The organism is Propylenella binzhouense, assembly GCF_009866965.1.
GTDB lineage: Bacteria > Pseudomonadota > Alphaproteobacteria > Rhizobiales > Afifellaceae > Propylenella > Propylenella binzhouense.
The window spans coordinates 68,840-90,962 of sequence record NZ_SPKJ01000003.1 but is presented as its reverse complement, the minus strand read 5'-3'; the positions used below and the strand labels follow the sequence as shown (position 1 = coordinate 90,962).

Sequence of the window (22,123 nt, the reverse complement as noted above, 5' to 3'; positions counted from 1 at the left end):
ACGTCATTGACGACCTTCATTGCGGGGATCATTATAAGCCTGCCTTACCGAGCATTCAGATGCATACACGAACGAGCCCGGTGACGCACCTGTTCCTCAGAGTTCACAGCCACCCATCGAATCCGCAAAAGAGTGGCTAGGGAGAGAGCCCATGATCCCTTTTCGGTTGCTCGCGTCGGCCATGATTGTGACGCCGCTTCTGGCGGCGCCGCTCTCCAGCGCCCAGGCGCAGGACGGCCAGATGGCCAATCCGGCCGAGAAAATGCGGCCGGTGACGGACGACATGCTCAAGAAGCCGGACGACGGCGACTGGCTCATGTGGCGCCGCACGTATAACGGCTGGGGCTACAGCCCGCTCGACCAGATCAACAAGGAGAACGTCAAGAATCTGCAGCTCGCCTGGTCGTGGTCGCTGACGAGCGGGGCAACCGAAACCACGCCGCTCGTGCATGACGGCGTGCTCTTCATCTTCAATTACGGCGACAAGGTGCAGGCGCTCAACGCCGCGACCGGCGACCTCATTTGGGAATACAGGCGCGACCTGCCGGAAGACCTCGTCGCCGCCGGCGGCAACAACCTCGCCAAGCGCAACATCGCGATCTATCAGGACAAGCTGATCGTCGCGACCTCCGACGCCCACATCATCGCGCTCGATGCCAAGACCGGCCAGCTCGTCTGGGACAATCAGACGGCCGACTGGTCGAAGGGCTGGCGCTATACGGGCGGGCCCTTCGTGGCGAACGGCGTGATCGTGCAGGGCATGACAGGCTGCGGCAATGCCGAGCCCGGCGGCTGCTTCGTGACCGGCAACGATCCGCAATCCGGCAAGGAGCTCTGGCGGGTCTACACGATCGCGCGGCCCGACGATCCGAAGGGCGGCGACAGCTGGAACGGCCTTCCGCTCGACAGCCGGTTCGGCGCTTCGGCCTGGATCTCGGGCAGCTACGATCCGGACCAGAATCTCGTGTTCCAGGGCGTGGGCCAGCCCTATCCCTGGATCGCCGAGATGCGCGGCACGCGCCCGCACGAAGAGGGCCACGGGCACGAATCGCTCTATTCCGATTCCACGCTCGCCATCGATCCCAAGACGGGCGAACTGAAGTGGTACCACCAGTACCTCGAGGACGACACCTGGGACCTCGACTACGTCTACGAGCGCATCCTGGTCGACCTGCCGGTGAACGGCGCCGACCGGAAGCTCCTCGTCACCACCGGCAAGCTCGGCATCATCGAGGCGATCGACCGCACCAACGGGGAGTGGCTCTGGGCGACCGAGACCGTCCCGCAGAACGTCGTCTCCGGCATCGATTCCAAAACCGGCAAGAAGACGATCAACGAGGCGGCCATCCCGCATATCGGCCAGACCACCGTCAACTGCCCGGCCGATCCGGGCGGCCGCGGCTGGCCGGCGACCGCCTACAGCCCGAAGACGCAGGCGCTCTACCTGCCGCTCAACGAGTTCTGCTCCAACACGACCCCGCAGCCACTCGACCAGGGCCAGGTCTATACGGGCGGCGGCCGCGCGACCTTCGCCCGCGTCCCGGTCCCGAACAGCGACGGCAATATCGGGCGCGTCGACGCCGTGAAGCTGACGGACCAGTCCACGATGTGGTCGCACCGTCAGCGCTCGCCGATGACGAGCGCGGTGCTGCCGACCGGCGGCGGGCTCGTCTTCGGCGGCAGCTGGGACCGCTGGTTCCGGGCCTTCGACGACACCACCGGCGACGTGCTCTGGCAGATCCGCACCAACAATGCGGTGAACTCGTTCCCGATCACCTACGAGGTCGACGGCAAGCAATATGTGGCCGTGGCCGTCGGCAACGGATCGAGCGCCGCCCGGTCCTGGGCCACGCTGACGCCGGAAATCACGAATCCGGACGGCGGCTCGGCACTCTGGGTCTTCGCCCTGCCGTCGCAGACGCAGTGAGCTCGACATTGTCCGGGGCGGGCGACCCTCGCCCCGGACGCCTTCCATCGAAGCGGGCCCGCCCGGCCGGGGCGGGCCTTCAGAATCGGGCATCGTGATGTGCGTCCCGGCAGGTATTCGGCGCTATGCAGGCATCCTCGTCGCGGCCCTGATCTGCGCCGCCACGGCCGCGCTCCCCGCCTCCGCACAGCAGACGCCCTTCGTTCCCGAGGATTTCAAATACGGAACGCACGAGGACAAGGGCACGCTCCGCTTCTGCCTCGATCCGCGCGACCCGGAATGGCGCATCGCGCAGGACATAGCCGACGCCATCGCCTCCGCCCTGCTGCTGACGCCCGAGCCGAAGATCGTGAGCGATCCGATCGTCACCGCCGGCTGGGACAGTCTCTATCGGCATTTCCTCAAGGACTGCGACATCTATTTCGGGTTCAAGCTGATCCCGGGAGGCTATCCGCGCTGGCTCGCCCTCAGCCGGCCCTATTATGACGCCGCCTATGTGCTCGCGGTGCAGGACCCCGACTGGAACGCCCTCTCCGACATTCCCCTCGACAAGGCGATCGGATCGGCGATCGGCACCACGGCCGACTTCGCCTTCATCAAATATCGCGAGTCCATGCCGGCCGGTGCGCGCTGGCGCCGATTCCCGATGGCGAACAACGAGGCGGCGCTGCAGGCGCTGAAAGGCGGCACGGTCGCGGCCGCGCTCGTCTGGGGGCCGGCGGTGTGGGCCATCCAGCAGGCCGATCCGGCCTATGCCGGCCTGCGGCTGATCTCGCCCTCGCCCCTGCCGGTCGCCACGCTCGGCGTCGGCGCCGCGATGCTCGCGAACGAAACCTTCCTGCGGAGCAGCCTGGACCAGGCGATCGGATCGCTCGCCGCAGACGGCACGCTTGCCGCCATCCTCGCCAGACACCATTTCCCCGGGACAATCGAGACCTCGCCTTGAAGCATTCCGAGCGTCCGCGACCCGGCCGAGCCGGGGCCCGGGGAGGCATCTCGTGAGCCCTGCAAAGGCGGCATCGGTCCGGGTGGAAGCGATCAGCAAGCGGTATGGCCGCGTGCTGGCACTTGACGTTGTCTCCTTCGATGTCGAGCCAGGCCAGTTCTTCGCGCTGCTCGGGCCGAACGGCGCCGGCAAGAGCACCCTCGTCCACATTCTCGCGACGATCCTCAGGCCGGACGGCGGGCGCGCGCAGATCGAAGGCCACGACGTCGTGCGGGAGCCCGTCGAGGCACGCCGCCGCCTCGGCGTCGTGTTCCAGGAGCCGAGCCTCGACGATCGGCTCACCGTCTATGAAAATCTCGACTTCCACGGCATGGTCTATGGCGTGCCCCGGAAGCTCCGCCGGCGCCGCATCGAGGAGATGCTGGACGTGGTCGAGCTCGCCGACTGGCGCGAGCGCTTCGTGCGGACGCTCTCCTCCGGCATGAAGCGAAGGCTCGAGATCGCCCGCACACTCATCCATGATGCGCGCGTGCTGATCCTCGACGAGCCGACCGTCGGGCTCGACGCCCAGTCCCGCGGCCGCATCTGGGGCTATCTGGAGCGCCTGCGGTCGGAACGGAGCCTGACCGTGATCGTCACCACGCACTACATCGAGGAGGTCGAGGGCTGCGACCGCGTCTGCATCATCGATCACGGCAGCATCCTCGCGCTCGACAGCCCGGCCGGGCTCAAGGCGGCGCACGGGGAGGCGGTGCTGAAGGTCTGGCCCCGCGACGCCGAAGCCGAGACCATGATCCGGGATGATTTCGGTGCGGCAGCGGAGACGCCGGACGGCGCGCTCCTCTTCAAGCCCGCCACGGACGCGTTCGTCGACCGCTTCCTGGCGCGCCATGGCGCCCGCATCCAGCGTATGGCACGCAGCGAACCGAGCCTCGAGACGGTCTTCCTGTCGCTGACCGGGCGCGAGCTGCGCGACCAGGCCGCAGCGCCCCGGGAGCGCACCTACGCCTTCGGCCGGCGCGGCGGAGAGCACACGCGATGACGGCGGCCGAACCTCGCACGGGCCGCCCGGACGACCGGAAGCGCGCAATCGTCCCGCAGATCCTCGTCGGTCTCTACGCGATCTGGCTGCGCGAGGTGAAGCGGGCGATCCGCGACAAGGGCCAGCTCATCGGCGGGGTCAGCCGCCCGCTGCTCTGGGTCCTGATCATGGGGATCGGGCTCAATCCGTATTTCCGCGGCGAGATCTACGGCGAGGTCCGCTTCGTCGTCCCCTACACCTATCTCCAGTTCATCTTTCCGGCCGTGATCGCGCTCAACATCCTCTACACGTCGGTGCAATCGGCCGTATCAGTGATCTGGGATCGCGAGTTCGGGTTCCTGCGGGAGGTGCTCGTCTCGCCCTTGCCGCGCTGGGCCGTCCTGCTCGGAAAGGTGCTCGGCGGAACGACCGTGGCGATGCTCCACGGCTGTCTCGTGCTCGCCCTCGCCCGCTTTGTCGACGTGGCGCTCGCGCCGCTCGACATCCTGAAGGCGGTCGGCCTCATGTTCCTGCTGGCTTTCGGCCTCACCTCCCTCGGCGTCATCATCGCGAACCGGATCCGCAGCTTCGAAGGGTTCGGCGTCTTCTCCAACGTCGTGATCCTGCCGCTCTATTTCACCTCCTCCTCGATCTTCCCCCTCGATCCGGCGCTGACTGGCGCGCAGGCGCGCGTCAGGTATCCGGAATGGCTCGTCACGATCGTCGAGGCCAATCCGATCACCTATGCGGTCGACGCGCTCCGGGGCGCGCTGATCCATTTCCACCAGTTCGATCCGCGGCTCGGACCGATCATCCTCGTCGCCATGGCCGTCGTGTTCTTCGCCATTGCGCTGCTCGAGTTCCGGAGGGCCTGATGCGCATGGCCGCGGGCCGGCTCTGGCGGGATTACGGCCTCGTTCTCGTCATCGCGCTCCTGCTTGCTTCCGTCTACCTGCTGCCGCCCGACACCTCGCTTGCGGAGGTGGAAGAGGCCGGCACGCTGCGCGTCTGCGTGCCGGCTTCCTATCCCCCGCTCGTCACCGGCGATCCGGCCGAGCCGGGCATCGACGTCGATCTTCTCAAATCAGTCGCCGCCGAGCTCGGCGTCGAGCTCTCGCTCACGCATGTCGCCGCGATGGGCCGGGACTTCAACCCGCGCGGATGGCGGCTCACGCGGGCGCAGTGCCAGGTGCTCGCGGGCGGCATCCTGGATTCGCCGACGACGCGCGGCTTCCTCGACGTGACGCGGCCGATCGCCGAGACCGGCTGGGCCGTGCTGGGCAAGGAGCGGCCGGGCGATCTCGCCGGCCGGACCGCCGGCGTGCTGGTCGGCGCTTCCGGCCTCGACCGGATCGCCCTGTCGAGCCTCATCCGGTCGCTCGGGATCCGGACTGTTCTCGTCGGCACCCCCGAAGCGCTCGCCGCCGGCATCGAGGAGGGGCGGTTCGAGATCGGAATCACGGAGGCTCTGCTCGCGGCCTGGCTCGCGGGCAAGCATCAATGGCGCACGGAATGGCTCGGCGGCGGGCTCGAGCGCCATCCGGTGACCTTCGGGCTCTGGAAAGGCGATCTCACGCTGAAGCGCGCGATCGGGGCGGCTCTGTCGCGCATGGCCGAGGACGGACGCGAGGCGGCGATCCTCCGGCGCTATCTCGGCGGATCGGCAGCCTTTATCGGGCCGGCCCCCGGCTAGCCGAAGACCGCGGGCCGCCGAGCGCGAGATTGCCGGTCGAGGCCATGGGGAGCGGCTGCCGCGGAGCGCGATCGCGAGCAGAAGGACCGCGGCAAGCCCCGCGAGCGCGGCCAAAGCGCAATTCGACTTAGCCCATCTCAGCAATGGTATCGTAGAGGCGCCTTCGCTCGCGGCGCGATCTGATCTGGTGAGTGCCTGGGGTTTCAGCGCTCAGCTTCCAACGATCCCCCTGCCAACGCGCGCGGAACTTGCGGCTGGCGCCAATCAGCAGGCTTTCGGACGCGTAGTCGGCAACGATCGTGATCTCAACGGCGATCGAATCGCCGGCGGATTTCAGCTGATCATGGTCTTGCCCGGTCTGGCCGGCCACCATTCCAATCAGATCATCGAACTTGCCCAGCGAAGTATACTGCGCAGGAGAAAGTGCCCCCTGATACGTCCGCAGTTTGGGATCTCTGTTTTCGGCGTTGTTCTCGATGATGGGGAGGTCGTCCGTCACGGCGCAGGCGAGCTTGTCTTCACCGGCTTCAATTTCGACGATGACGCTTTCGATGTAGATTGCCTCCGAGCTCATGTTGCTCACGAAGCATGAGGCGTCGAGCGAGGATCCGGCCGCACGGTTGATCACAAGTTTCGGCAGCGTCTGCCGTCGGAAGCTCAGCAAGAAGATTTGAAGATAGGCCACCCAAATCGCAACCATGACCCAGTTTGCGGCCAGGTTGAGCAGTTCGTGGTTCCTAGAAATAAAGTCGAGCATCGAGAGAACCTGTTCATTCGGTTTGGTCCGAAGCAGGCGGAAGCCCGCATTGTTCAATCGGATTGCGCTGGCGAGGAACGAAGCCGAGCTCAGGTCCAAGGCGCAAATCCGAGCGCGACAGCGGCACCGCGCTCACGTCGAACGCGCTCCTGTGCCGGGCCGACTTAGCCGAAGAGCGCGGCGAGGAGATCGTTCCCCGGATGCAGGACGCGGAATGCCCAACCGCTCGCGACGAAGGCGGCGAGCGCTGCGATGACGCCCGCCCGGTAGCGCGCCAGCAGGGCGGTCGCGCGCGGAGCCACCGCCTGGAGGAACAGCCCGCCCGTAAGCGGGGGGACCGGGATGAGATTGAAGATGACGAACCATCGGCAGAGATCGGCCGCAATGTCGAGGAGGGCGACGCCGCCGAGCGCGAGATTGCCGGTCGAGGCCATGAGGAGCGGCTGCCGCGCCGCGCGGAGCGCGATCGCGAGCAGAAGGACCGCGGCAAGCCCGGCGAGCGCGGCCAGAGCGAGCCCGGCCCGGCCGGCCTTCAGCATCGCCGGGTCGATCGCGACCGGCTTGACCCAGCCGAGCCGGAAGAAGGCGAGGCCGATGCCGCCCACGAAATCGAGATGCGGAAGGGGATTGAGGGTCAGCCGGCCGTCATAGGCGGGACCGGGATCGCCCAGAAGGCGTGCGGAACCGGCCAGCGCGGCGCCATGGACTCCCGCGATCGCGAGGAGGCCCGCGAGACGGAAGAGAACGATCTGCAGCGTGAGGTCGAACACTGGCTGTCGGATTCGTCGGCCGGAGCGTCCGCTATATCACGGAAGACCCGCGGCGGTGCCCCCCGAAAGGTCCGGCCGGCGGGCCCTGAGCACGTCTTCGCCGAGTGGGCCCAGCGGGAACAGGTCCGGAAGACACATCGCTGCCAAAGCCGCCTCGGCTCGTGGTGCTGCCGGGGCGCCTGCGCAGAGTCGAGGTCGGCCGTTGTTTGCTGCGCGCACAAACGATCTTTTTAATTTATTTCAATTTGAAGGCGGCCATCAAGGTTGCCAGCGGCAGTGTTGCTGTCCTAACGTCAATTGGGGGAATTGGTGGGATCTCGAACGCGTTCGGGCAGCGCGAAATCGTCGGTCGTGATTGCCGGCAGCCGATGACGACTTCGGCTGACCGTCATTGCTTCGGCCTTCGGCTGTTCAGCTTCATTCATCTCTGGAGATTCAGGTCACCGCGCGTTTCAGGCGAGGCGAGGCGACGCGCCCGCGCGCACGACTCGCGCGCGCTACGCGAACGATAACTTCCATTTCCAAAAAAACGGTATAGGGGGCACGTCAAGAATGAAGACTTCCCTGAAATGCTTCATGTCTGCAGCGAGCGCCGCCGCGTGCCTTTTCGGCAGCAATCTTGCCGCACAGGCCCAGACGCAGGAATACGGCCGTTCCGGGCCTTGGACTATCCTGACTGAAGAACACATCCCGTCTTCCTGCCGGGCCAACATGACCAACAACAGGCTTCAGCGGGATTTCGGACAGTTCTTCAGCATCGTTCTGAACGGCCGCGACTGGGAGCTGTGGACGGACTATCGGATTGACGACAGGACGACGACGTCAATCCTTATAGATCGCAAGTCGTTCGAAGCGACGTTCGAGCAGGTCGAGAACGTTGCCGTCGCCCCGGTTGGACAAGACGTGGTCGACGCCATGAGATCGGCTCGCAGCATCAACCTCAATCTGGATCCGGAGGGTCCGATATATGCGCTGAGAGGCTCTGGCGCGGCGATCCAGATGGTGGAGGAATGCGCGCGCAGCCACGGGCTTCAGAACGCCGGCAATTCCGGGACGAACGACTATGGCGGCTACGACATCGGCGGGGTGCCTGAAGCCGAGGAGACCAATTACGGCACCGCCCGCGGGTGGCGCGTCGTCGCCGCAACCGTCGCAGGCAACTTCGCCTATTGCGCCGGTGAGACGGACGACCGTGGCACGATCTGGCGTATGGGCTGGGACGGCATGCAGTGGCAGGTCGCGGTCGCCGCGGATGTCCGGCCGGACTGGAACGGCTATCTCGACGTCGACGGCGACAGCCGGCCGATCAGCGGTTCGGCAGGCGGCGGCTGGGCCTTGTTGTGGCTCGGAATGCAGGAGCTCGACAAGATCCGCAACGGCAACACCATGGTCGTTGATACTGGCGGCGCATCGATCAGGCATCGGCTGATCGGCACCGCGGCGGTCGCCACGAAGATCGAGGAATGCGTCCAGCGCAGGGGCGGCGGCGCGGTTGCGGTGGCGGAGCCGAAACCGGCGCAGCAGACCGAAGCAGGCAATGGCGGGATGCCGGGCGACCCGAGCTGCCCCGATGACGGGCCGCGCCTGCCATTCACCGGCATCTGTGCCGGCCGCGCCGTCAACTATCTGACCGGCACGCCGACCTATGGCGACTACCTGCCCGATCCGGAATGCGAATGGGTCGTCAACGAGGTGCAGGTCGTCGAGGATGCGCTGCTCTACCGTGCGCTGCGCTGCAAGGGGGTCACGGCACAACTGGAATATGCCGGTGGCGCGCAGTGGGCACAGCTCATGGTCGTCCGCTCGGCGCTCAACGCAGCCTACGGCGAGAAGCCGGATGTCAGCGATCCGCGGCCGCTGGTCTGGTTCAACTGGATCGACCCCAACAATATCAAGCGCGATCTCGACATGCGCTCCCGCCAGGGTGCGGAGGCGGAATTGCGGGGCCGCAAATGCGCCATCCGAAAGGCCGATCCGGCGACGTCGCCCGACGGCTACGTCTTCGACATCACGTCCGCCGATCCGATGTACGAACGGCAGCGGCAGGAGCCGACCCCGCCGCTTTGCGGTTCGTTCAGCGAGGGCGATGGCGTCGTTCGATTCTGGCGCGTGCTGGGCGAATTTGCCTTTCTGTTCGACCTCAGCGCGGACATCTACCAGGACATCGACCCCAATACCGTCACGCTGCTGAAGAGGCAGGCCGACGGGGGCTGGGCGGCAGTCCAGTAGCCAGCCATCCGGTGCAAGCCTCCGCCAATGCGGACCGAGGGCCTGCGCTGAAACGCACTTATCCATCAGAGATCCAGATCGAAAGAGGGAGAGGGACGTGCGAATGAAGATCTTCATCGGCGCCAGCATCGCGGCGCTCCTGATGGCGGGCGCAGCCCATGCCGGGGAAGAGCCCTACGGACAGGGATTCGATGGCTGGAGGTTCACCCAGCAGGACGTGAAGGGCGGCGCCATCAACTGCCGTGCGATCTTCCAGAACCTGCATCTGATGTCGATAAGCACCAACGGCAACACTTATGTCAGCACCTCGTCCAATGGGCTGGCCAAGGGGCATGAGGAAGAGGGCAACATCAATATCGGCGGAGACAACGAACTCGTGCAGATCTATTCGGGCGGGCAAGGCGGGCGTCTCGTCATCTCCGGCGTCGACCGATACTTGATGGAAAAGATCGTCAAGAACCGCGGCTATACCTGGACCGCTTCCTTCGGCGGCAAGCAGAAGACAGGGACCGTCAAGTTCAACAATTCGACCGCCAAGGCCTACAAGCGCCTCAACGAGTGCGTCGCGGCCAATGGCGGCTAGCGCCGCCGGCGCGTGAGGGGAGAACATGCGGCCGGGCATCCACAACGACAACGGCACCCTGGTCAGTGAGGGCTACTAACGGGCTCGATCCGACAGGATCGGCGACCGGCACGGTGTTCTTGCCGGTCGCCGTCTTGACCCCATGACTGTTCCATGACGTGACCGGCCGGGCCTGCGCACCCTTCGATGGTCATGGCTTTCCGCACCCAACCGATCAAAGAGGCGGATTATGCAGACACTTCTGACAATGGCCATGCTCGCGCTGGCTTCCACGACAGGCTTGCAGCCTGCGCCCGGAGGTTCCGGTGATGCGCAAATCCATCTTGCCCAGTTTACGCTGAAATGGTCCGGCAGCTGGATCTGGACGCCGGAGAACCGCAAATGGGTGGATCCGGACAACCATTCGTCGATCGAGCTGCTGCAGGGCAATAACGCCAGATTCTGCTTCTACGCGTCGTGTTGGACTGTGAAATATTCCCAGACGAAGGAAATCTACAGCTTCAACCTGCCATCGACGAAGGCCTATTACGAATTCTGGCTCGGCGATTTCAACGCGCTGGAGGGACGCTTCTGGCTCGACAAGTCGAAGCGCCAGGGCGCGCCGGACGCGATGATCCGCATGATGAGCGAATAGGCACCGGCGAGGCGCCCGCTCTCCGCGGCGGTGTAGGGCCGCGATTGTCGGGGAGCAGACCATCGAGCCCTGGAGGACCCACTCCGGTACCGGCAGCCCGCACGCGAGCCGAAGCGGCCTCTCGCCAACAGAGTCTGCCAACGGCAGCGAATTGACCAAGCGAAGCGAATCGAACCCTCGACCCCAACCTTGGAAAGGCCAGTCAGGGTGGTGGTGCGGGCGGTCGGACCCCGCACGCTACAAAACCCAAGTCACTGTCATTCCGAAACTTTCAGCTTTTCCAATGGACTAGGCTCCAAAATCTGCTACAAAATTTGCTACAAAAAGTTTTGGCCATTTTTCGTCGAACCCAAAATCAGGCTCCAATGACCGCCGTCAAGAACCTCCTGGACCGCAACGGACAGATATATGCGCGCGTGACCGTTCCGGCCGATGTCAGACCGATTCTCGGGAAGCGGGAGCTCCTGGAACTGATCGGCACCGACCGCATGACGGCGATCCGCTCGGGCAAGCACGCCGCGGCTGTGGCACGCCTCAAGGCTCAGATTGACGCCGCGCGCCGACAGCCGTCCAAGCAGGACGTTCCGCGCCCCAGGCGCGGCCGGCGGCTCTCTGCGCGCGACATGGCGCTACAGCACTATGCCGACCAGACCGCGTTTGACGCCGAGATTCGCGACAGCGATCCGCGCTTCGCGGCGATGGACGGAATTGACGAGGGCTACGTCGCCCGGCTTCGGCGAGTGATCGCCGGCGCGGCGCCGGATCAGGAGATACAAGCCACGGTCGGCTGGATCATGAGGAAGTTCGCGGACCAGGGCACAGACCGGCTTGAGCCCGGCAGTTCCGAGTGGCGATCGCACGCCCGAACTCTCGCGACCGCCGAGCTGGAATCCCTCGCGCGCACCGCCGAGCGCGATGAAGGCGACTTCACCGGCACGCCGACGCATCCGATCTTCACACAGCCGGCCGAGAAGCCCGAGGCGACCGACCCCCATGCGGCCCGCATCGTGTCCGACGAGAGCCTGCTTACGCTCGACGATCTCCTCCCCAAGTTCCTGAAAGAGCGCGCCCCGAGCCCGGCCATGCAGCACGAGCACATCGTCTCGACCCGCATGTTCAACGAGTTCCTCGGCGGCCCTCGGCCCGTTTACGCGATCACGAGACGCGACGTGAACGCCTACAAGAACGCGCTTCTCGACACGCCTACGAACGCATCGAAGCGGTTCCCCGGCCTCACGCTCCCGGAGGCGATCGAGGCCAACAAGCAGCGCCCGACCCCCTTCCCGACGCTCACCGCGCGCACCGTGGCGGACAAGTGGCTGCAACGTCTGCATGCCATTTTCGCATGGTGCGCCGGCAACGACATCATCCCGGACAATCCAGCCTCGGGCGTCCAAGTCCGCTACAAGAAGGACAAGTCGAAACCGCCGCGCGTCCCGTTCACGCCCGGCGATCTTTCCGCGATCTTCGGCCCGCCCGCCTTCGCCCCAGGCAAGGCGCTAGGTGAAACCGAGTGGGCGATGCTCATCTCGCTTTTCGCCGGCACGCGACCGTCAGAGCTCGCGCAGATGCGACTCGACAGCGTGCGCCATGTGCGCGGCGTGCTCGCCTTCACCGTCGAGGAGGAGACGAAGAACGCCGGCTCCCGGCGCACGATCCCGGTTCACCGGACCCTCGTCGAGCTCGGCCTTGCGGAACGGGTTGCCGAGCTCCGCAAGGCCGGCGCGACGCATCTGTTCCCCGAATGGTATGACCAGGGCATGCGCGCGAAGCGTTACGCCGACGCGAAGGCGGAGGCCGAGGGGCGGCCCCCTACCCTCAACCAGCACTTCCCGAAATACCTGCCGAAGCGCGTCAACAACACCTACCTGCCGAAGGTGGGCGTGAAGGAACGCGGGAAGGACTTCTATTCGTTCCGCCACACCTTCAAGACCGGACTTGCCCTAGCAGGCGTCGAGAAGAGCATCCGCGACCAGCTATGCGGGCACGCCGACAGTTCCGCGGGCGCGACATACGAGCATGACGTTTCGGTCGAGGCGCTCAAGCAGGGGATTGACCGGCTCTACTACGACGGCCTCGATCTCTCAGCCTTGGCTTGAGTGAGGAAACCTGACTCCCGGCAAGAATTTTCGCGTCTATAGGAATTTTACCCTAGGCATATCGTCCTAGTCTGCGCTAGAATAGTGTCAGTCAAAAATGGCTGGCAGGACGCAGCTTTGGCATTCGCCGATCTCAGTAATCGTGTTCGGTCGCTTCTCGGGCTTGAAGCGAAAGCGGCGACGCTCGCCAGTCCCGACGCCGCGTTGATGGAGCTCTTCGGGGTTTCCCCTTCCATCGCCGGCCCGAGTGTCAACCCGACCACTGCCGTTCGCGTTCCTGCCGTGGCGGCAGCGGTCGGGTTGATCTCTTCCACTTGCGGAACGCTCCCCGCGAAAGTCTTCATGCGAAGCGAAGACGGCGGGAAAGAGCCCGATCCGTCGCACCCCGCTTATGCGCTGATCCATGATGACGCGAACGACTGGACGAGCGCCGCGCAGTTCCGCGAAGCCCTTACCAGGGACGCCTTGCTTCACGGCGGCGGCTTCGCGTTCGCGAACATCGTCAACGGCCGCGTCGTCGAGCTCCTCCGCCTCGATCCGACGCGCGTCCAAGTGCTCGCCGACATGGCAACGGGCGAGCCGGTCTATCGCGTGACCGAGGGCCGCGGACACCGCGACCTCGACCGCCGCACCGTCCTGCACCTTCCGGCCCCCGGCGGCGTCGCCCCGATCGCGACCGCGAGGGAGGCAATCGGCCTCGCTTTGACGCTTGAGCAGCACGCCGCGCGGCTCTTCGCCAATGGCGCACGGCCTTCAGGCATTGTGAGCTTCCCCGGCAATTTGTCGGCCGAGGGCGCGACGCGGGCAAAGACCGCATGGCAGGCCGCTCACGGCGGCGACAAGAGCGGCTCGACGGCCGTGCTCGATGGCGGCGCGAGCTTTCAGTCGCTCGCCCTGACCAGTGTCGACGCGCAATTCGCGGAGATGCGGCAGTTCCAGCTCGGCGAGATCGCCCGCGCTTTCCGCGTTCCGCCCGTTTTCCTGGCCGACTACAGCCGCGCGACCTGGGGCAACAGCGAGGAAATGGGGCGCCAGCTCGTCACCTACACGCTCCTGCCCTGGCTTCGCGCCTGGGAGGCGGCCTATCGGCGGGTTCTTCTCACGCCCGAGGAACGCGACACCTACAGCGTCGAGTTCGTCGTGGACGATCTTCTCCGCGGCGACACGAAGACGCGCGCGGAAGCCTACACCAAGCTCCGGGCGTCCGGTTCCGTCACCGCCAATGAGGTTCGCCGCTGGGAGAACCTCCCGGCACACCCGGACGGCGACACGCTCGCCTCTCCCTACACCACGTCCAACACGAACACCGGAGCACCGGCCGATGCCTGACGCCCCGACCCTTCGCCGCTTCTACGCCGACCTCGAACACGTCTTCGCGCTCACCCCGCCGCTCATCGCCGAGCTCGAGCGCATCACCGGATCGGGCATCGGCGGCCTTTGCCGGCGAATTTTTGCCGGCGACTTCAAGCACGCCGAGATCGTCGCCGTGATCCGCCTCGCGCTGATCGGCGGCGGCCTCGATCCCGAGACGGCCGCGGCCCTCGTCACGACCTACACGGCCGTCCGACCGCTCGTCGAGGCGCACGAGCTCGCCGTCGCGATCCTCGAAACCGTGTTCTTCGGCGCGCCCCAAGACGTGGGCGACGTGCTCGCGGCCGAGGACGCCGAGCTCACCGCCTATCTGCATGGGGACCCTGCATGATCCGCCTTCTCGAGGCCGAGCTCCCGGCCGACCCGACGCCCTTCGACGTGCTTCACCGCGGCGATCTCGACGCCGCGCCGGGTGAGGAGATCACGGCCACGATCGCCGACACCGGCGAGACGGTTGAGCTCGTGCTGATCGCGTCGCATGTCATCGGCTATTCCACCCTCATCGCCGCGGCGGCGGACCCGATCGCGATCAAGGCCGACCTCATCGCCCGATACGGCGACGTGAACGGCGGCGACACGATCACCGTCGCGAACGTCGTGCGCGAGTTCGGCGCATGAACGAGCACCTCGAGATCAAAGCCGCCCTCAGCGTCGACGAGGCTGGCGAGATCACCGGCATCGCTTGGCCCTTCGGCTCGCCGGATCGTGTGGGCGACGTGATCGAAAAGGGCGCATTCGCCGGGACCGCCGGCCCGCTCCCCATGCTCTTCGCGCACGATCAGGCCCAGGCCGTCGGTGTGTGGGATCACGTCGAGGAAACCGACCGCGGCCTCGAGGTGCGCGGCCGGTTGCTGATCGCCGAAGTCGAGCGTGCGCGCGAGGTGCGCGCTCTGATCCGCGAAGGCGCCATCCGCGGTTTGTCGATCGGCTTCTCGACGAAGAAATCTGCGGCTCGCCGAGGTGGCGGCCGCACGATCACGGCCCTTGATCTCGCGGAGATCAGCGTCGTGGCAGTTCCGGCGCATCCCCGCGCCCGGATCACCGAAGCGAAGGCCGCAGGCGCGGCCGCAGACCAGGGAAATGATATGGAAGATGAAGCCGCGCCGGCCCTCACGGCGCTCGAGACGAAGATGGATCAGCTCGCCGACAGCGTGAAGGGCTTCGGCAAGCTCACCGACCGGCTGGACCGCCTCGAGGCGCGCCTCAACCGGCCCGGCATGACGGCCGACATGCAGGCGCAGAACGACAACGGCCTCGAGACGAAGGCATTCGTGCAGTTCGCCCGCCGCGGCGTGGAACGCATGGGCGCCGAGGAGATCAAGAGCCTCGTCGCGGCCAATGACGCGGCCGGCGGCTACCTCGCCCCGGAGCAGTTCGCTTCCGAGCTCATCAAGCTCCTCGTCGAATACAGCCCGATCCGGGCCTACGCCCGCGTCATGAACATCACGGCCGGCGAAGTGAAGTTCCCCCGCCGCACCGCGAGCACCGCGGCGACGTGGGTTGCCGAGACCGCCGACCGCACCGCATCCGAGCCGGCTTTCGAGCAGATCACGCTCACCCCGCACGAGCTCGCGACCTTCACCGATATCTCGACGCAGCTCCTCGAGGACAATTCCTACGGCCTCGAGGGCGAGCTGATGGCCGACTTTGCCGAGTCTTTCGGCAAGACCGAGGGCGCGGCGTTCGTGAACGGAACCGGCTCCGGCCAGCCGAAGGGACTCATGGTCGCCTCGGGCATCACGAGCGTCACCACGGGCGCGGCCGGCGGCTTCCCGACCACGAACCCCGCGGACGTGCTGATCGGCCTCTATCACAGCCTCCCGACCGCGCACGCGCAGCGCGGCATCTGGCTGATGAACCGCAACACGCTCGGCACCGTGCGCAAGTGGAAGGACGGCGACGGGCGCTATCTCGTGCTCGATCCGATCTCTCAGGGTGCGCCGTCGACCCTTCTCGGCCGGCCGATCGTCGAGGCCGTCGACATGGACGATATCGAGGCGGACGCCTTCCCGATCCTCTTCGGCGACCTCCAGGGCTTCCGCATCGTGGATCGTGTCGCGCTCAGCGTGCTCCGCGATCCCTACAGCCTCGCCACGAAGGGACAGGTTCGGTTCCACGCCCGTCGCCGCGTCGGCGCGGACGTCACGCACCCGGACCGCTTCGTCAAGCTGCAGTGCGCGGCCTGATCCCCATCAACCGATGAACTGACGGGCGCGGCCTGAGAGCCGCGACCCGCTCCGAAAGGATTCAAGAGAATGGCAAGCACGACTGCAAAGTCGAAGTTCTACATCGGCACGACCGCGGCGGCGGCTAACCTCGCCGCCTACGAGGCCGATACCTTCGTCGAGGTGAAGGACGTCGAGGATCTCGGCGAGTTCGGCGACAGCGCCGAAGAAATCACCGTCACCACGATCGGCGACGCCCGCCGCCGCAAGCTCAAAGGACCGCGCGACGCGGGAACGCACGATATCGTCGTGATCTACGACCCGTCCGACGCGGGCGCCCAGGCGATGAACGCGGCCGTCGCGGCCGACGATGCTTACAACATCAAGGTCGAGATGAACGACAAGCCGGACGCGACCGGCACGCCGACCACCTTCTACTTCCGCGCGCGCGTTATGTCCTACAAGCATTCGTTCGGCAGCGGCTCGGACGTGGTGAAGCGCACCTATTCGCTCTCGATCGACTCCGAGATTCTGGAAGTCGAGGCCGAGGCGGGCGTTTAGGGCAAGGTGAAATGAGATGCGGCTCGGAGATGACGAGATCACGATCAGCGTTCACGGCGAAGTTCTTCACCTTCGCCCGACACTTCGCGCCGCATATCGCCTGGAACGCCGACACGGCGGCTTCGATGCTTTGCTTCGGGCCGTTGTGGATTGCCGGCTTTCTGTGATCGCCGACATGATCGCCGAGACGGCTGACCGCCCCTCGACGATCCCCGCCACCCTCAAGCGGCTCGCGAACGGCCCGCTCGTCATGCTCGCGGGTTCGATCACCGAGCCGCTCGCCCGGCTTGTCTATGCCCTCGCCGGTATTGACCCGGACGCGGACCCGGACGCGGAGGCAAAGCACAAGGCGGCCTCGACAACCTTCCGCGAGCATCACGAGAAGCTCTTCGTGCTCGCCACGGGCGCGCTCGGCTGGACCCCGGCCGAGGCATGGCAGGCAACCCCGGCGGAGATCATGGCGGCCTATGAGGGCCGTATGGAGCTCCTCGCCGCCCTCTTCGGCGGCACCCCGGACAAGCCCCAGGCTCCCGGCGACCTGGACCAGAAATTCCGCACGGCCTTCGCCTCGATCGGCACCAAGAAGGTGAAGCGCGAGAAGAGGACGGCCGCCTAATGCCGACCCGCGCCCCCTCGATCCGCACGTGCGGCTGCGCCGTCGCTCCCGGCTCCCGCTGTCAGCACATGCTTGCGGCCGACCGGGAACGGAAGGCCCGGCACGATCAGAACCGGCCGAGCGCCCGCGAGCGCGGCTATGACAGCAAGTGGCAGCGTGAGCGCGCGGCCTATCTCGCCGCGCATCCGACTTGTGAGCGCTGCGGCGCACCCGCGACCGTCGTCGACCACATCACCCCGCACCGCGGCGACATGAAGCTCTTTTGGCGCCGGTCAAACTGGCAGCCGCTCTGCACCCCTTGCCATTCCCGCGCCAAGCAGGCGCAAGAGAAACGAGAGAACTGATCCATGCCGAAGCTCATCATCCTCAAGTCGAATGTCGCGGACGCGGTTTATCGCCGCGAAATCAAAGAGCAGGTCAAACAGATCGTTGGTCCTGACTACAGGGTTCTCCTGTTGCAGCCCGGTGTTCTTGAGCTCGTGCGGATCATCGAAGATTGAGCCTCTACACCTTCGATCCGCCGATCGCCCCTTCGCCCGGCCTCGTCTCCAACATCAAGCCCCGCATCCTCAAGGCGGAGTTCGGCGACGGCTACACCCAGGCGTCGAAGGACGGTCTCAACCACCAGCGCCGCATCATGAACCTCACCTGGGAAGTTCTCACGGCAGCCCAGGCCGACGAGATTCTCGCCTTCCTCGAGGCGCACGGCGGCACCACGCCGTTCCTCTACGCGCTCCCCGGCGAGGCCGCGATCCGCAAGTGGACGGCCGAGGAATGGAACGACGAGCGCCTCTCGGTCGGTCTGCGAAAGGTGACGGCGACGTTCACGCAGTCCTTCACCCTCGAGGAATGAGTATGGATGACGAAGCTCTCCGCATGCGCGCACTTTGGGCTGCCGTGCTCTTGCAAGCGATCACCGACGCCACGGCGAATCCCGTTGCCTCGACCGAAGTTCTTGCGACGGCGCGCGCGCGCGATTGGTTCAAGGGGAACGCCACCGACTTCCGCGAGGTATGTGAGGCCGCCGGTCTCGATCCCGTCCGTATCCACCGCGAGGCCCTGGACCGCATCGCGGAGGCCGAGGCACGCGATGGTGTGATGACCGGCCGTGGCCTCGGCCGCAGCGAACACAGAACCTTCACCTTCAACGGCCGCACGCTCCCCCTTCCGGCTTGGTCGCGTGAAACCGGGATCGGCCTCACACAGCTTCACTATCGCCACCGGCAGGGTTGGAGCGCCGAACGCGCACTCACGACACCGGTCAAGCCGAGGCGGAAGAAGAAGCCGGGGGATGTGAAGAACTTCCAAGAATACACGGGGACCGGCGCAGGGAGCCTCGCGCAAGATCGGCCCAAAATGGAGTTTCCGTGTCATGATCTCTGATCTCGCAGCCGTGAAGGCGCATCTCAACATCACCGATGACGCCGATGACGACCTGATCACCGCCAAGATCGAGACGGCGGAGAGCTGGATCGCGCTCTATGTCGGCAAAGACCTCGCCGACTACGATCCGCTTCCGCCCGAGATCGGCGAAGCGATCCGGCAGCTCGTGGCGGCGCTCTATGAAGACCGGGAGGGCGCCGAGCCGTTCCCGAAAGGGGTGCACGACTTGCTCGCGGCGCATCGCGCATGGGGATTCTGAGGTGGCGCGACGGAAGAACCCCGGCCTTGCACGCCTCGAGAAGCGGCTCGCGGCGATCCCCGAGGCCGCGAAGGAAGCTGTGAAGCCGGCGCTGATCAAGAGCGCCGAGGAGCTCGCCGACCGCATGAAGCGCCTGGCGCCCGTCGACGAGGGCGATCTCCGCGACTCGATCGCTGTCACGCCGCCCGGCGGCACGACGCCGCCCTACAGCCAGCCCGGCGGCTCGCGCGTCGCGGGCGAGCTCGAGGCGCTCGTGACGGCCGGAAACAGCGAGGTGAGATACGCGCACCTCGTCGAGTATGGCACCGCGAACGCACCGGCGCAGGCATATTTCTGGCCCAGCTACAGGCTCAACAAGAAGCGCATCACAGGCAGGATCAAGCGGGCGGTCGGCAAGGCCGTGCGGGAGCACTGGCGCAATGACTGACCCCGCGCTCGCTTTGCAGGCCGCCATCCGCTCCCGGCTCGTCGCCGATCCGGGCGTGACGGCGCTCGTCGCGGCATCGGCGATCGTCGACCGCGGCCGACCCGAGACGTTCCCGAGCATCCTGATCGGCATCGGAAGCACGAGCCCCGCCGGGCTCACCCTCGATCGCCGGCACGTCAACGTCGTGTTGGACGTGCATGTCTGGACCCGCGAAAGCGCGCTCGTCGACGTGAAGGTGATCGCCGAGGCCGTTCGCGAGGCCCTCGACGCGGCTGATTCCTGGATCCTCGACGGACACCGGCTCGTCGACCTAACGCTCGCCTCGGCGCGGTTCATGCGCGATCCGGCCGGCGAGTTCGGGCATGGCGTCGTGACGATCGAGGCCCTTACGGAGCGGCTGGCATGATCCGCGCCGGCAAGCTCGACCGCCTCGTCATCATCGAACGGGCAACCGTCGCGATCGACGGCTACGGCCGCGAGGCGTCGACCTGGACCACGATCGCCACGCTTCGCGCCGAGATCGTCGACGGCGCTACGGCCGACGATGGCGAGTCGCGCACGACCTTTCGCACCCGCTTCGCCTCGATCGTCCCGACCGATCGCCTGATCTATGCCGGCGAGGCGCGCAACATCGTCGAGGTTCGCGAGCTCGGCCGGCGGCGCGGACTGGAAATCACCACCACGACGAAAGGTCCGACGCCGTGAAGGGACGGAAGCCCGCCTCGATCGTGAGCGACCGCGATGCCCTGGCATCGGCGCCGCGCCCGCCGACTTGGCTCTCGAAAGACGCCAAGGCCGAGTGGAAGCGCATCATGCCGCTCCTGATCGAGCGCCGCGTGATCACTGATGCCGACATGGGCAGCGTCGAGAATTACTGTGTGAGCATCGGCCGCGTCCGCGAGATCGAACGCATGATCCGTGCGGCCGGCACGGTCGACCCCGCTCTTTTTCGCATGCAGGACAAGGCGACACAGACCGCACGCCAGCTCGCGGCCGAGCTCGGCCTCACGCCGGTCTCCCGCTCCCGGCCCTCGGTTCGTAACGACGACGATGACGACGACCTCTCCCCGCTGGCTCTTTGACGGATCGGAGATTCCCGATCCGCTCGGCTACGGGGAGCGCGCCGTCGAGTTCCTTCGGCGGCTCAAGCACCCTAAGAGCCGCGCGCCCGGCCGAGCGTTCCAGCTCGACCCCTGGCAAGAGCGGGTCGTGCGCCGCATCTATGGTCCGTGCGACGCGACCGGCCGCCGGATCGTGCGCAACGTCGTGCTCCTCCTCCCGCGCGGGAATCGGAAGACCAGCCTCGCGGCGGCCCTGGCCCTCCTGCATACGATCGGCCCCGAGAAGGTTCCGGGCGGCGAGAACCTCTTCGCCGCGGCCGACCGGAAGCAAGCCCGCCTCGGCTATGCGGAGGCGCTCGGGATCGTGCGCGCCGACAAGCGCGTGAGCTCGGCCGTCGCGGTGCAGGACTTCCGCAACCGGCTTACCTACAGCAAGGCCGGTTCCTTCCTGGAAGCGATCTCCGCCGATGCCGGCACGCAGCACGGCCGGACCCCGGTTTTCGTGCTCGCCGACGAGCTTCACGCCTGGAAAAAGCGCGACCTATGGGACGTGTTGCGAACCGGCCTCGTCAAGGTTCCCGGCTCGCTCCTCATCGTCGCCACGACCGCCGGCCGCGGGCAGGAGAACGTCGCGCACGATATCGTCGACTACGCCCGGAAGGTCGCGCGCGGCGAGATCGAAGACCCGAGCACGCTCCCGATCCTCTTCGAGGCCGACCGCGATGCGGATTGGCGTGACGAACGGCTCTGGCATCATGTGAACCCCGGACTCGTGCACGGCTATCCCGACATCGAAGGACTGCGCCAGCTCGCCCGTGAGGCGGAGAACCGCCCCGGCGACCGCGACGCCTTCCGGCAGCTTCATCTCAACATCTGGCTCGATCACTCGGCCGAGCCTTTCGTCGACATGAGCATCTATGACGAGGGCGCGGCTTCGGTCGACCTCGAGGAGCTCATCGGCGAACCGTGCTGGCTCGCGGTCGACCTCAGCTCCAATTCCGACCTCACCGTGATCGTCGCCGCGTGGCGCACCGAGGCCGGCGGCTACGTGGTGCATCCGTGGTTCTTCTGCCCGGCGGACAACCTCCGCGCCCGCGCCGATCGCGATGGCGTGCCTTATCCGCAATGGGCGGACGAAGGCTTCATAACCCCGACGCCCGGAAACGTGGTCGACTTCCGCGCCGTCGAGGACACGATCCGCGATCTCTGCGACCGCTTCGACGTGCGCGAAATCGCCTTCGACCCGCACCTCGCGCGCAACATGCTCAACAACCTCCTCGACGATGGCTTTCCGGCCGTCGAGATGCGGCAGGGATGGGTGACGATGGCGCCCGCCATCAAGGAACTTGAGCGGGCGATTGTCGGCCGGCAGTTCCAGCATGGCGGCCATCCCGTGCTCCGCTGGAACTTCGACAACATCGCGGTTGAGACCGACAAGGCCGGCAACAAGGCGTTCCACAAGGGGAAGTCGAAAGACCGAATCGACGGCGCAGTTGCCGCAGCTATGGCAGTCGCGCGCGCCGCAGCCGGAGAACATCACCGCTCGATCTATGACGATTCGAGCATTTCCGTCTCTGATCTAGTTTGGTGAAAGACCGATGGCCGATAAAGACACAGAACG

The 22,123-nt window shown here is 66.2% G+C and carries 28 protein-coding genes; 25 read left to right on the top strand and 3 right to left on the bottom strand.

The features are described from left to right. Positions 1–151 precede the first annotated feature (151 nt). The 5 genes from E4O86_RS01910 to E4O86_RS01890 all read left to right on the top strand — a co-directional run bounded on the left by E4O86_RS01910 (position 152) and on the right by E4O86_RS01890 (position 5,587). Positions 152–1,927, top strand: a complete 1,776-nt coding sequence (locus tag E4O86_RS01910) for a pyrroloquinoline quinone-dependent dehydrogenase (protein WP_161138825.1) — start codon at positions 152–154, stop codon at positions 1,925–1,927. Between the two features lie 97 nt (positions 1,928–2,024). Further along, on the top strand, positions 2,025–2,873 hold the full coding sequence (locus E4O86_RS01905) for a substrate-binding periplasmic protein (protein ID WP_161138824.1): 849 nt from the start codon (positions 2,025–2,027) through the stop codon (positions 2,871–2,873). Between the two features lie 52 nt (positions 2,874–2,925). Next, positions 2,926–3,915, top strand: coding sequence for an ATP-binding cassette domain-containing protein (locus E4O86_RS01900; RefSeq protein ID WP_161138823.1), 990 nt, complete (start codon positions 2,926–2,928; stop codon positions 3,913–3,915). Then, positions 3,912–4,769 (top strand): ABC transporter permease, encoded by an 858-nt coding sequence (locus E4O86_RS01895; RefSeq protein WP_161138822.1) that lies wholly within the window; start codon positions 3,912–3,914, stop codon positions 4,767–4,769. The genes E4O86_RS01900 and E4O86_RS01895 overlap by 4 nt, the downstream gene beginning before the upstream one ends. Beyond that, positions 4,769–5,587 carry a substrate-binding periplasmic protein gene (locus E4O86_RS01890; protein ID WP_161138821.1) on the top strand — a complete coding sequence of 273 codons (819 nt, stop codon included), beginning with the start codon at positions 4,769–4,771 and terminating at the stop codon, positions 5,585–5,587. The genes E4O86_RS01895 and E4O86_RS01890 overlap by 1 nt, the downstream gene beginning before the upstream one ends. 127 nt (positions 5,588–5,714) lie before the next feature. Here the strand turns inward: E4O86_RS01890 and E4O86_RS01885 are convergent, their stop codons facing one another. From E4O86_RS01885 to E4O86_RS23735, 3 genes are all read right to left on the bottom strand, one after another. Further along, complete coding sequence (locus tag E4O86_RS01885) at positions 5,715–6,443, bottom strand: hypothetical protein (protein ID WP_161138820.1); 729 nt, start codon at positions 6,441–6,443, stop codon at positions 5,715–5,717. 65 nt (positions 6,444–6,508) lie between these two features. Further along, the gene (locus E4O86_RS01880) at positions 6,509–7,114 is read right to left on the bottom strand and encodes a zinc metalloprotease (RefSeq protein ID WP_161138819.1); all 606 of its coding nucleotides are present in this window, start codon (positions 7,112–7,114) and stop codon (positions 6,509–6,511) included. Between the two features lie 293 nt (positions 7,115–7,407). After that, positions 7,408–7,539, bottom strand: coding sequence for a hypothetical protein (locus tag E4O86_RS23735; protein ID WP_281351510.1), 132 nt, complete (start codon positions 7,537–7,539; stop codon positions 7,408–7,410). 127 nt (positions 7,540–7,666) lie between these two features. Between E4O86_RS23735 and E4O86_RS01875 the strand changes: the two genes are divergently transcribed. The 20 genes from E4O86_RS01875 to E4O86_RS01780 all read left to right on the top strand — a co-directional run bounded on the left by E4O86_RS01875 (position 7,667) and on the right by E4O86_RS01780 (position 22,093). Further along, a complete protein-coding gene (locus tag E4O86_RS01875; RefSeq protein ID WP_161138818.1) occupies positions 7,667–9,343 on the top strand; it encodes a hypothetical protein in 1,677 nt (558 codons plus the stop codon). Between the two features lie 103 nt (positions 9,344–9,446). After that, positions 9,447–9,926, top strand: a complete 480-nt coding sequence (locus E4O86_RS01870; RefSeq protein WP_161138817.1) for a hypothetical protein — start codon at positions 9,447–9,449, stop codon at positions 9,924–9,926. 229 nt (positions 9,927–10,155) lie between these two features. Beyond that, positions 10,156–10,560 carry a hypothetical protein gene (locus E4O86_RS01865; RefSeq protein ID WP_161138816.1) on the top strand — a complete coding sequence of 135 codons (405 nt, stop codon included), beginning with the start codon at positions 10,156–10,158 and terminating at the stop codon, positions 10,558–10,560. A gap of 416 nt (positions 10,561–10,976) precedes the next feature. Then, positions 10,977–12,659 carry a site-specific integrase gene (locus E4O86_RS01860; protein ID WP_161138815.1) on the top strand — a complete coding sequence of 561 codons (1,683 nt, stop codon included), beginning with the start codon at positions 10,977–10,979 and terminating at the stop codon, positions 12,657–12,659. A gap of 207 nt (positions 12,660–12,866) precedes the next feature. Next, entirely contained in the window at positions 12,867–13,988 is a 1,122-nt protein-coding gene (locus E4O86_RS01855; RefSeq protein ID WP_161138873.1) for a phage portal protein, read from the top strand. Further along, positions 13,981–14,361 carry a gene transfer agent family protein gene (locus E4O86_RS01850; RefSeq protein WP_161138814.1) on the top strand — a complete coding sequence of 127 codons (381 nt, stop codon included), beginning with the start codon at positions 13,981–13,983 and terminating at the stop codon, positions 14,359–14,361. Before E4O86_RS01855 ends, E4O86_RS01850 begins: the two co-directional genes overlap by 8 nt. After that, positions 14,358–14,648, top strand: coding sequence for a hypothetical protein (locus E4O86_RS01845; protein ID WP_161138813.1), 291 nt, complete (start codon positions 14,358–14,360; stop codon positions 14,646–14,648). The genes E4O86_RS01850 and E4O86_RS01845 overlap by 4 nt, the downstream gene beginning before the upstream one ends. Then, positions 14,645–16,216, top strand: coding sequence for a phage major capsid protein (locus E4O86_RS01840; protein WP_161138812.1), 1,572 nt, complete (start codon positions 14,645–14,647; stop codon positions 16,214–16,216). Before E4O86_RS01845 ends, E4O86_RS01840 begins: the two co-directional genes overlap by 4 nt. 69 nt (positions 16,217–16,285) lie before the next feature. Then, a complete protein-coding gene (locus tag E4O86_RS01835) occupies positions 16,286–16,756 on the top strand; it encodes a hypothetical protein (protein WP_161138811.1) in 471 nt (156 codons plus the stop codon). Between the two features lie 163 nt (positions 16,757–16,919). Then, positions 16,920–17,372 (top strand): phage tail assembly chaperone, encoded by a 453-nt coding sequence (locus E4O86_RS01830; RefSeq protein ID WP_343039068.1) that lies wholly within the window; start codon positions 16,920–16,922, stop codon positions 17,370–17,372. Between the two features lie 68 nt (positions 17,373–17,440). Continuing rightward, the gene (locus E4O86_RS01825; protein ID WP_343039067.1) at positions 17,441–17,716 is read left to right on the top strand and encodes an HNH endonuclease signature motif containing protein; all 276 of its coding nucleotides are present in this window, start codon (positions 17,441–17,443) and stop codon (positions 17,714–17,716) included. 3 nt (positions 17,717–17,719) lie between these two features. Further along, complete coding sequence (locus E4O86_RS01820) at positions 17,720–17,872, top strand: hypothetical protein (RefSeq protein WP_161138808.1); 153 nt, start codon at positions 17,720–17,722, stop codon at positions 17,870–17,872. Continuing rightward, on the top strand, positions 17,869–18,225 hold the full coding sequence (locus E4O86_RS01815) for a phage tail protein (protein ID WP_161138807.1): 357 nt from the start codon (positions 17,869–17,871) through the stop codon (positions 18,223–18,225). The genes E4O86_RS01820 and E4O86_RS01815 overlap by 4 nt, the downstream gene beginning before the upstream one ends. A gap of 2 nt (positions 18,226–18,227) precedes the next feature. Beyond that, the gene (locus tag E4O86_RS01810) at positions 18,228–18,755 is read left to right on the top strand and encodes a hypothetical protein (protein WP_161138806.1); all 528 of its coding nucleotides are present in this window, start codon (positions 18,228–18,230) and stop codon (positions 18,753–18,755) included. Further along, on the top strand, positions 18,745–19,014 hold the full coding sequence (locus tag E4O86_RS01805) for a head-tail connector protein (RefSeq protein WP_161138805.1): 270 nt from the start codon (positions 18,745–18,747) through the stop codon (positions 19,012–19,014). Before E4O86_RS01810 ends, E4O86_RS01805 begins: the two co-directional genes overlap by 11 nt. A 1-nt stretch (position 19,015) precedes the next feature. Then, positions 19,016–19,441 carry an HK97-gp10 family putative phage morphogenesis protein gene (locus tag E4O86_RS01800; protein ID WP_343039066.1) on the top strand — a complete coding sequence of 142 codons (426 nt, stop codon included), beginning with the start codon at positions 19,016–19,018 and terminating at the stop codon, positions 19,439–19,441. After that, positions 19,434–19,847 carry a DUF3168 domain-containing protein gene (locus tag E4O86_RS01795; RefSeq protein ID WP_161138803.1) on the top strand — a complete coding sequence of 138 codons (414 nt, stop codon included), beginning with the start codon at positions 19,434–19,436 and terminating at the stop codon, positions 19,845–19,847. Before E4O86_RS01800 ends, E4O86_RS01795 begins: the two co-directional genes overlap by 8 nt. Beyond that, positions 19,844–20,146 carry a head-tail adaptor protein gene (locus E4O86_RS01790; protein WP_161138802.1) on the top strand — a complete coding sequence of 101 codons (303 nt, stop codon included), beginning with the start codon at positions 19,844–19,846 and terminating at the stop codon, positions 20,144–20,146. Before E4O86_RS01795 ends, E4O86_RS01790 begins: the two co-directional genes overlap by 4 nt. Next, positions 20,143–20,523 (top strand): phage terminase small subunit P27 family, encoded by a 381-nt coding sequence (locus E4O86_RS01785; RefSeq protein ID WP_161138801.1) that lies wholly within the window; start codon positions 20,143–20,145, stop codon positions 20,521–20,523. The genes E4O86_RS01790 and E4O86_RS01785 overlap by 4 nt, the downstream gene beginning before the upstream one ends. After that, entirely contained in the window at positions 20,492–22,093 is a 1,602-nt protein-coding gene (locus tag E4O86_RS01780) for a terminase large subunit (protein ID WP_161138800.1), read from the top strand. Before E4O86_RS01785 ends, E4O86_RS01780 begins: the two co-directional genes overlap by 32 nt. The last annotated feature ends 30 nt before the right edge of the window (positions 22,094–22,123 follow it).

Bases quoted from the DNA above. Each gene is read 5' to 3' on its own strand.
- E4O86_RS01910 (WP_161138825.1), top strand. From the start codon at position 152: ATGATCCCTTTTCGGTTGCTCGCGTCGGCCATGATTGTGACGCCGCTT.
- E4O86_RS01905 (WP_161138824.1), top strand. From the start codon at position 2,025: ATGTGCGTCCCGGCAGGTATTCGGCGCTATGCAGGCATCCTCGTCGCG.
- E4O86_RS01895 (WP_161138822.1), top strand. From the start codon at position 3,912: ATGACGGCGGCCGAACCTCGCACGGGCCGCCCGGACGACCGGAAGCGC.
- E4O86_RS01890 (WP_161138821.1), top strand. From the start codon at position 4,769: ATGCGCATGGCCGCGGGCCGGCTCTGGCGGGATTACGGCCTCGTTCTC.
- E4O86_RS23735 (WP_281351510.1), bottom strand. From the start codon at position 7,539: ATGAATGAAGCTGAACAGCCGAAGGCCGAAGCAATGACGGTCAGCCGA.
- E4O86_RS01875 (WP_161138818.1), top strand. From the start codon at position 7,667: ATGAAGACTTCCCTGAAATGCTTCATGTCTGCAGCGAGCGCCGCCGCG.
- E4O86_RS01870 (WP_161138817.1), top strand. From the start codon at position 9,447: ATGAAGATCTTCATCGGCGCCAGCATCGCGGCGCTCCTGATGGCGGGC.
- E4O86_RS01865 (WP_161138816.1), top strand. From the start codon at position 10,156: ATGCAGACACTTCTGACAATGGCCATGCTCGCGCTGGCTTCCACGACA.
- E4O86_RS01855 (WP_161138873.1), top strand. From the start codon at position 12,867: ATGGAGCTCTTCGGGGTTTCCCCTTCCATCGCCGGCCCGAGTGTCAAC.
- E4O86_RS01850 (WP_161138814.1), top strand. From the start codon at position 13,981: ATGCCTGACGCCCCGACCCTTCGCCGCTTCTACGCCGACCTCGAACAC.
- E4O86_RS01845 (WP_161138813.1), top strand. From the start codon at position 14,358: ATGATCCGCCTTCTCGAGGCCGAGCTCCCGGCCGACCCGACGCCCTTC.
- E4O86_RS01840 (WP_161138812.1), top strand. From the start codon at position 14,645: ATGAACGAGCACCTCGAGATCAAAGCCGCCCTCAGCGTCGACGAGGCT.
- E4O86_RS01835 (WP_161138811.1), top strand. From the start codon at position 16,286: ATGGCAAGCACGACTGCAAAGTCGAAGTTCTACATCGGCACGACCGCG.
- E4O86_RS01825 (WP_343039067.1), top strand. From the start codon at position 17,441: ATGCTTGCGGCCGACCGGGAACGGAAGGCCCGGCACGATCAGAACCGG.
- E4O86_RS01820 (WP_161138808.1), top strand. From the start codon at position 17,720: ATGCCGAAGCTCATCATCCTCAAGTCGAATGTCGCGGACGCGGTTTAT.
- E4O86_RS01810 (WP_161138806.1), top strand. From the start codon at position 18,228: ATGGATGACGAAGCTCTCCGCATGCGCGCACTTTGGGCTGCCGTGCTC.
- E4O86_RS01805 (WP_161138805.1), top strand. From the start codon at position 18,745: ATGATCTCTGATCTCGCAGCCGTGAAGGCGCATCTCAACATCACCGAT.
- E4O86_RS01795 (WP_161138803.1), top strand. From the start codon at position 19,434: ATGACTGACCCCGCGCTCGCTTTGCAGGCCGCCATCCGCTCCCGGCTC.
- E4O86_RS01790 (WP_161138802.1), top strand. From the start codon at position 19,844: ATGATCCGCGCCGGCAAGCTCGACCGCCTCGTCATCATCGAACGGGCA.
- E4O86_RS01780 (WP_161138800.1), top strand. From the start codon at position 20,492: ATGACGACGACCTCTCCCCGCTGGCTCTTTGACGGATCGGAGATTCCC.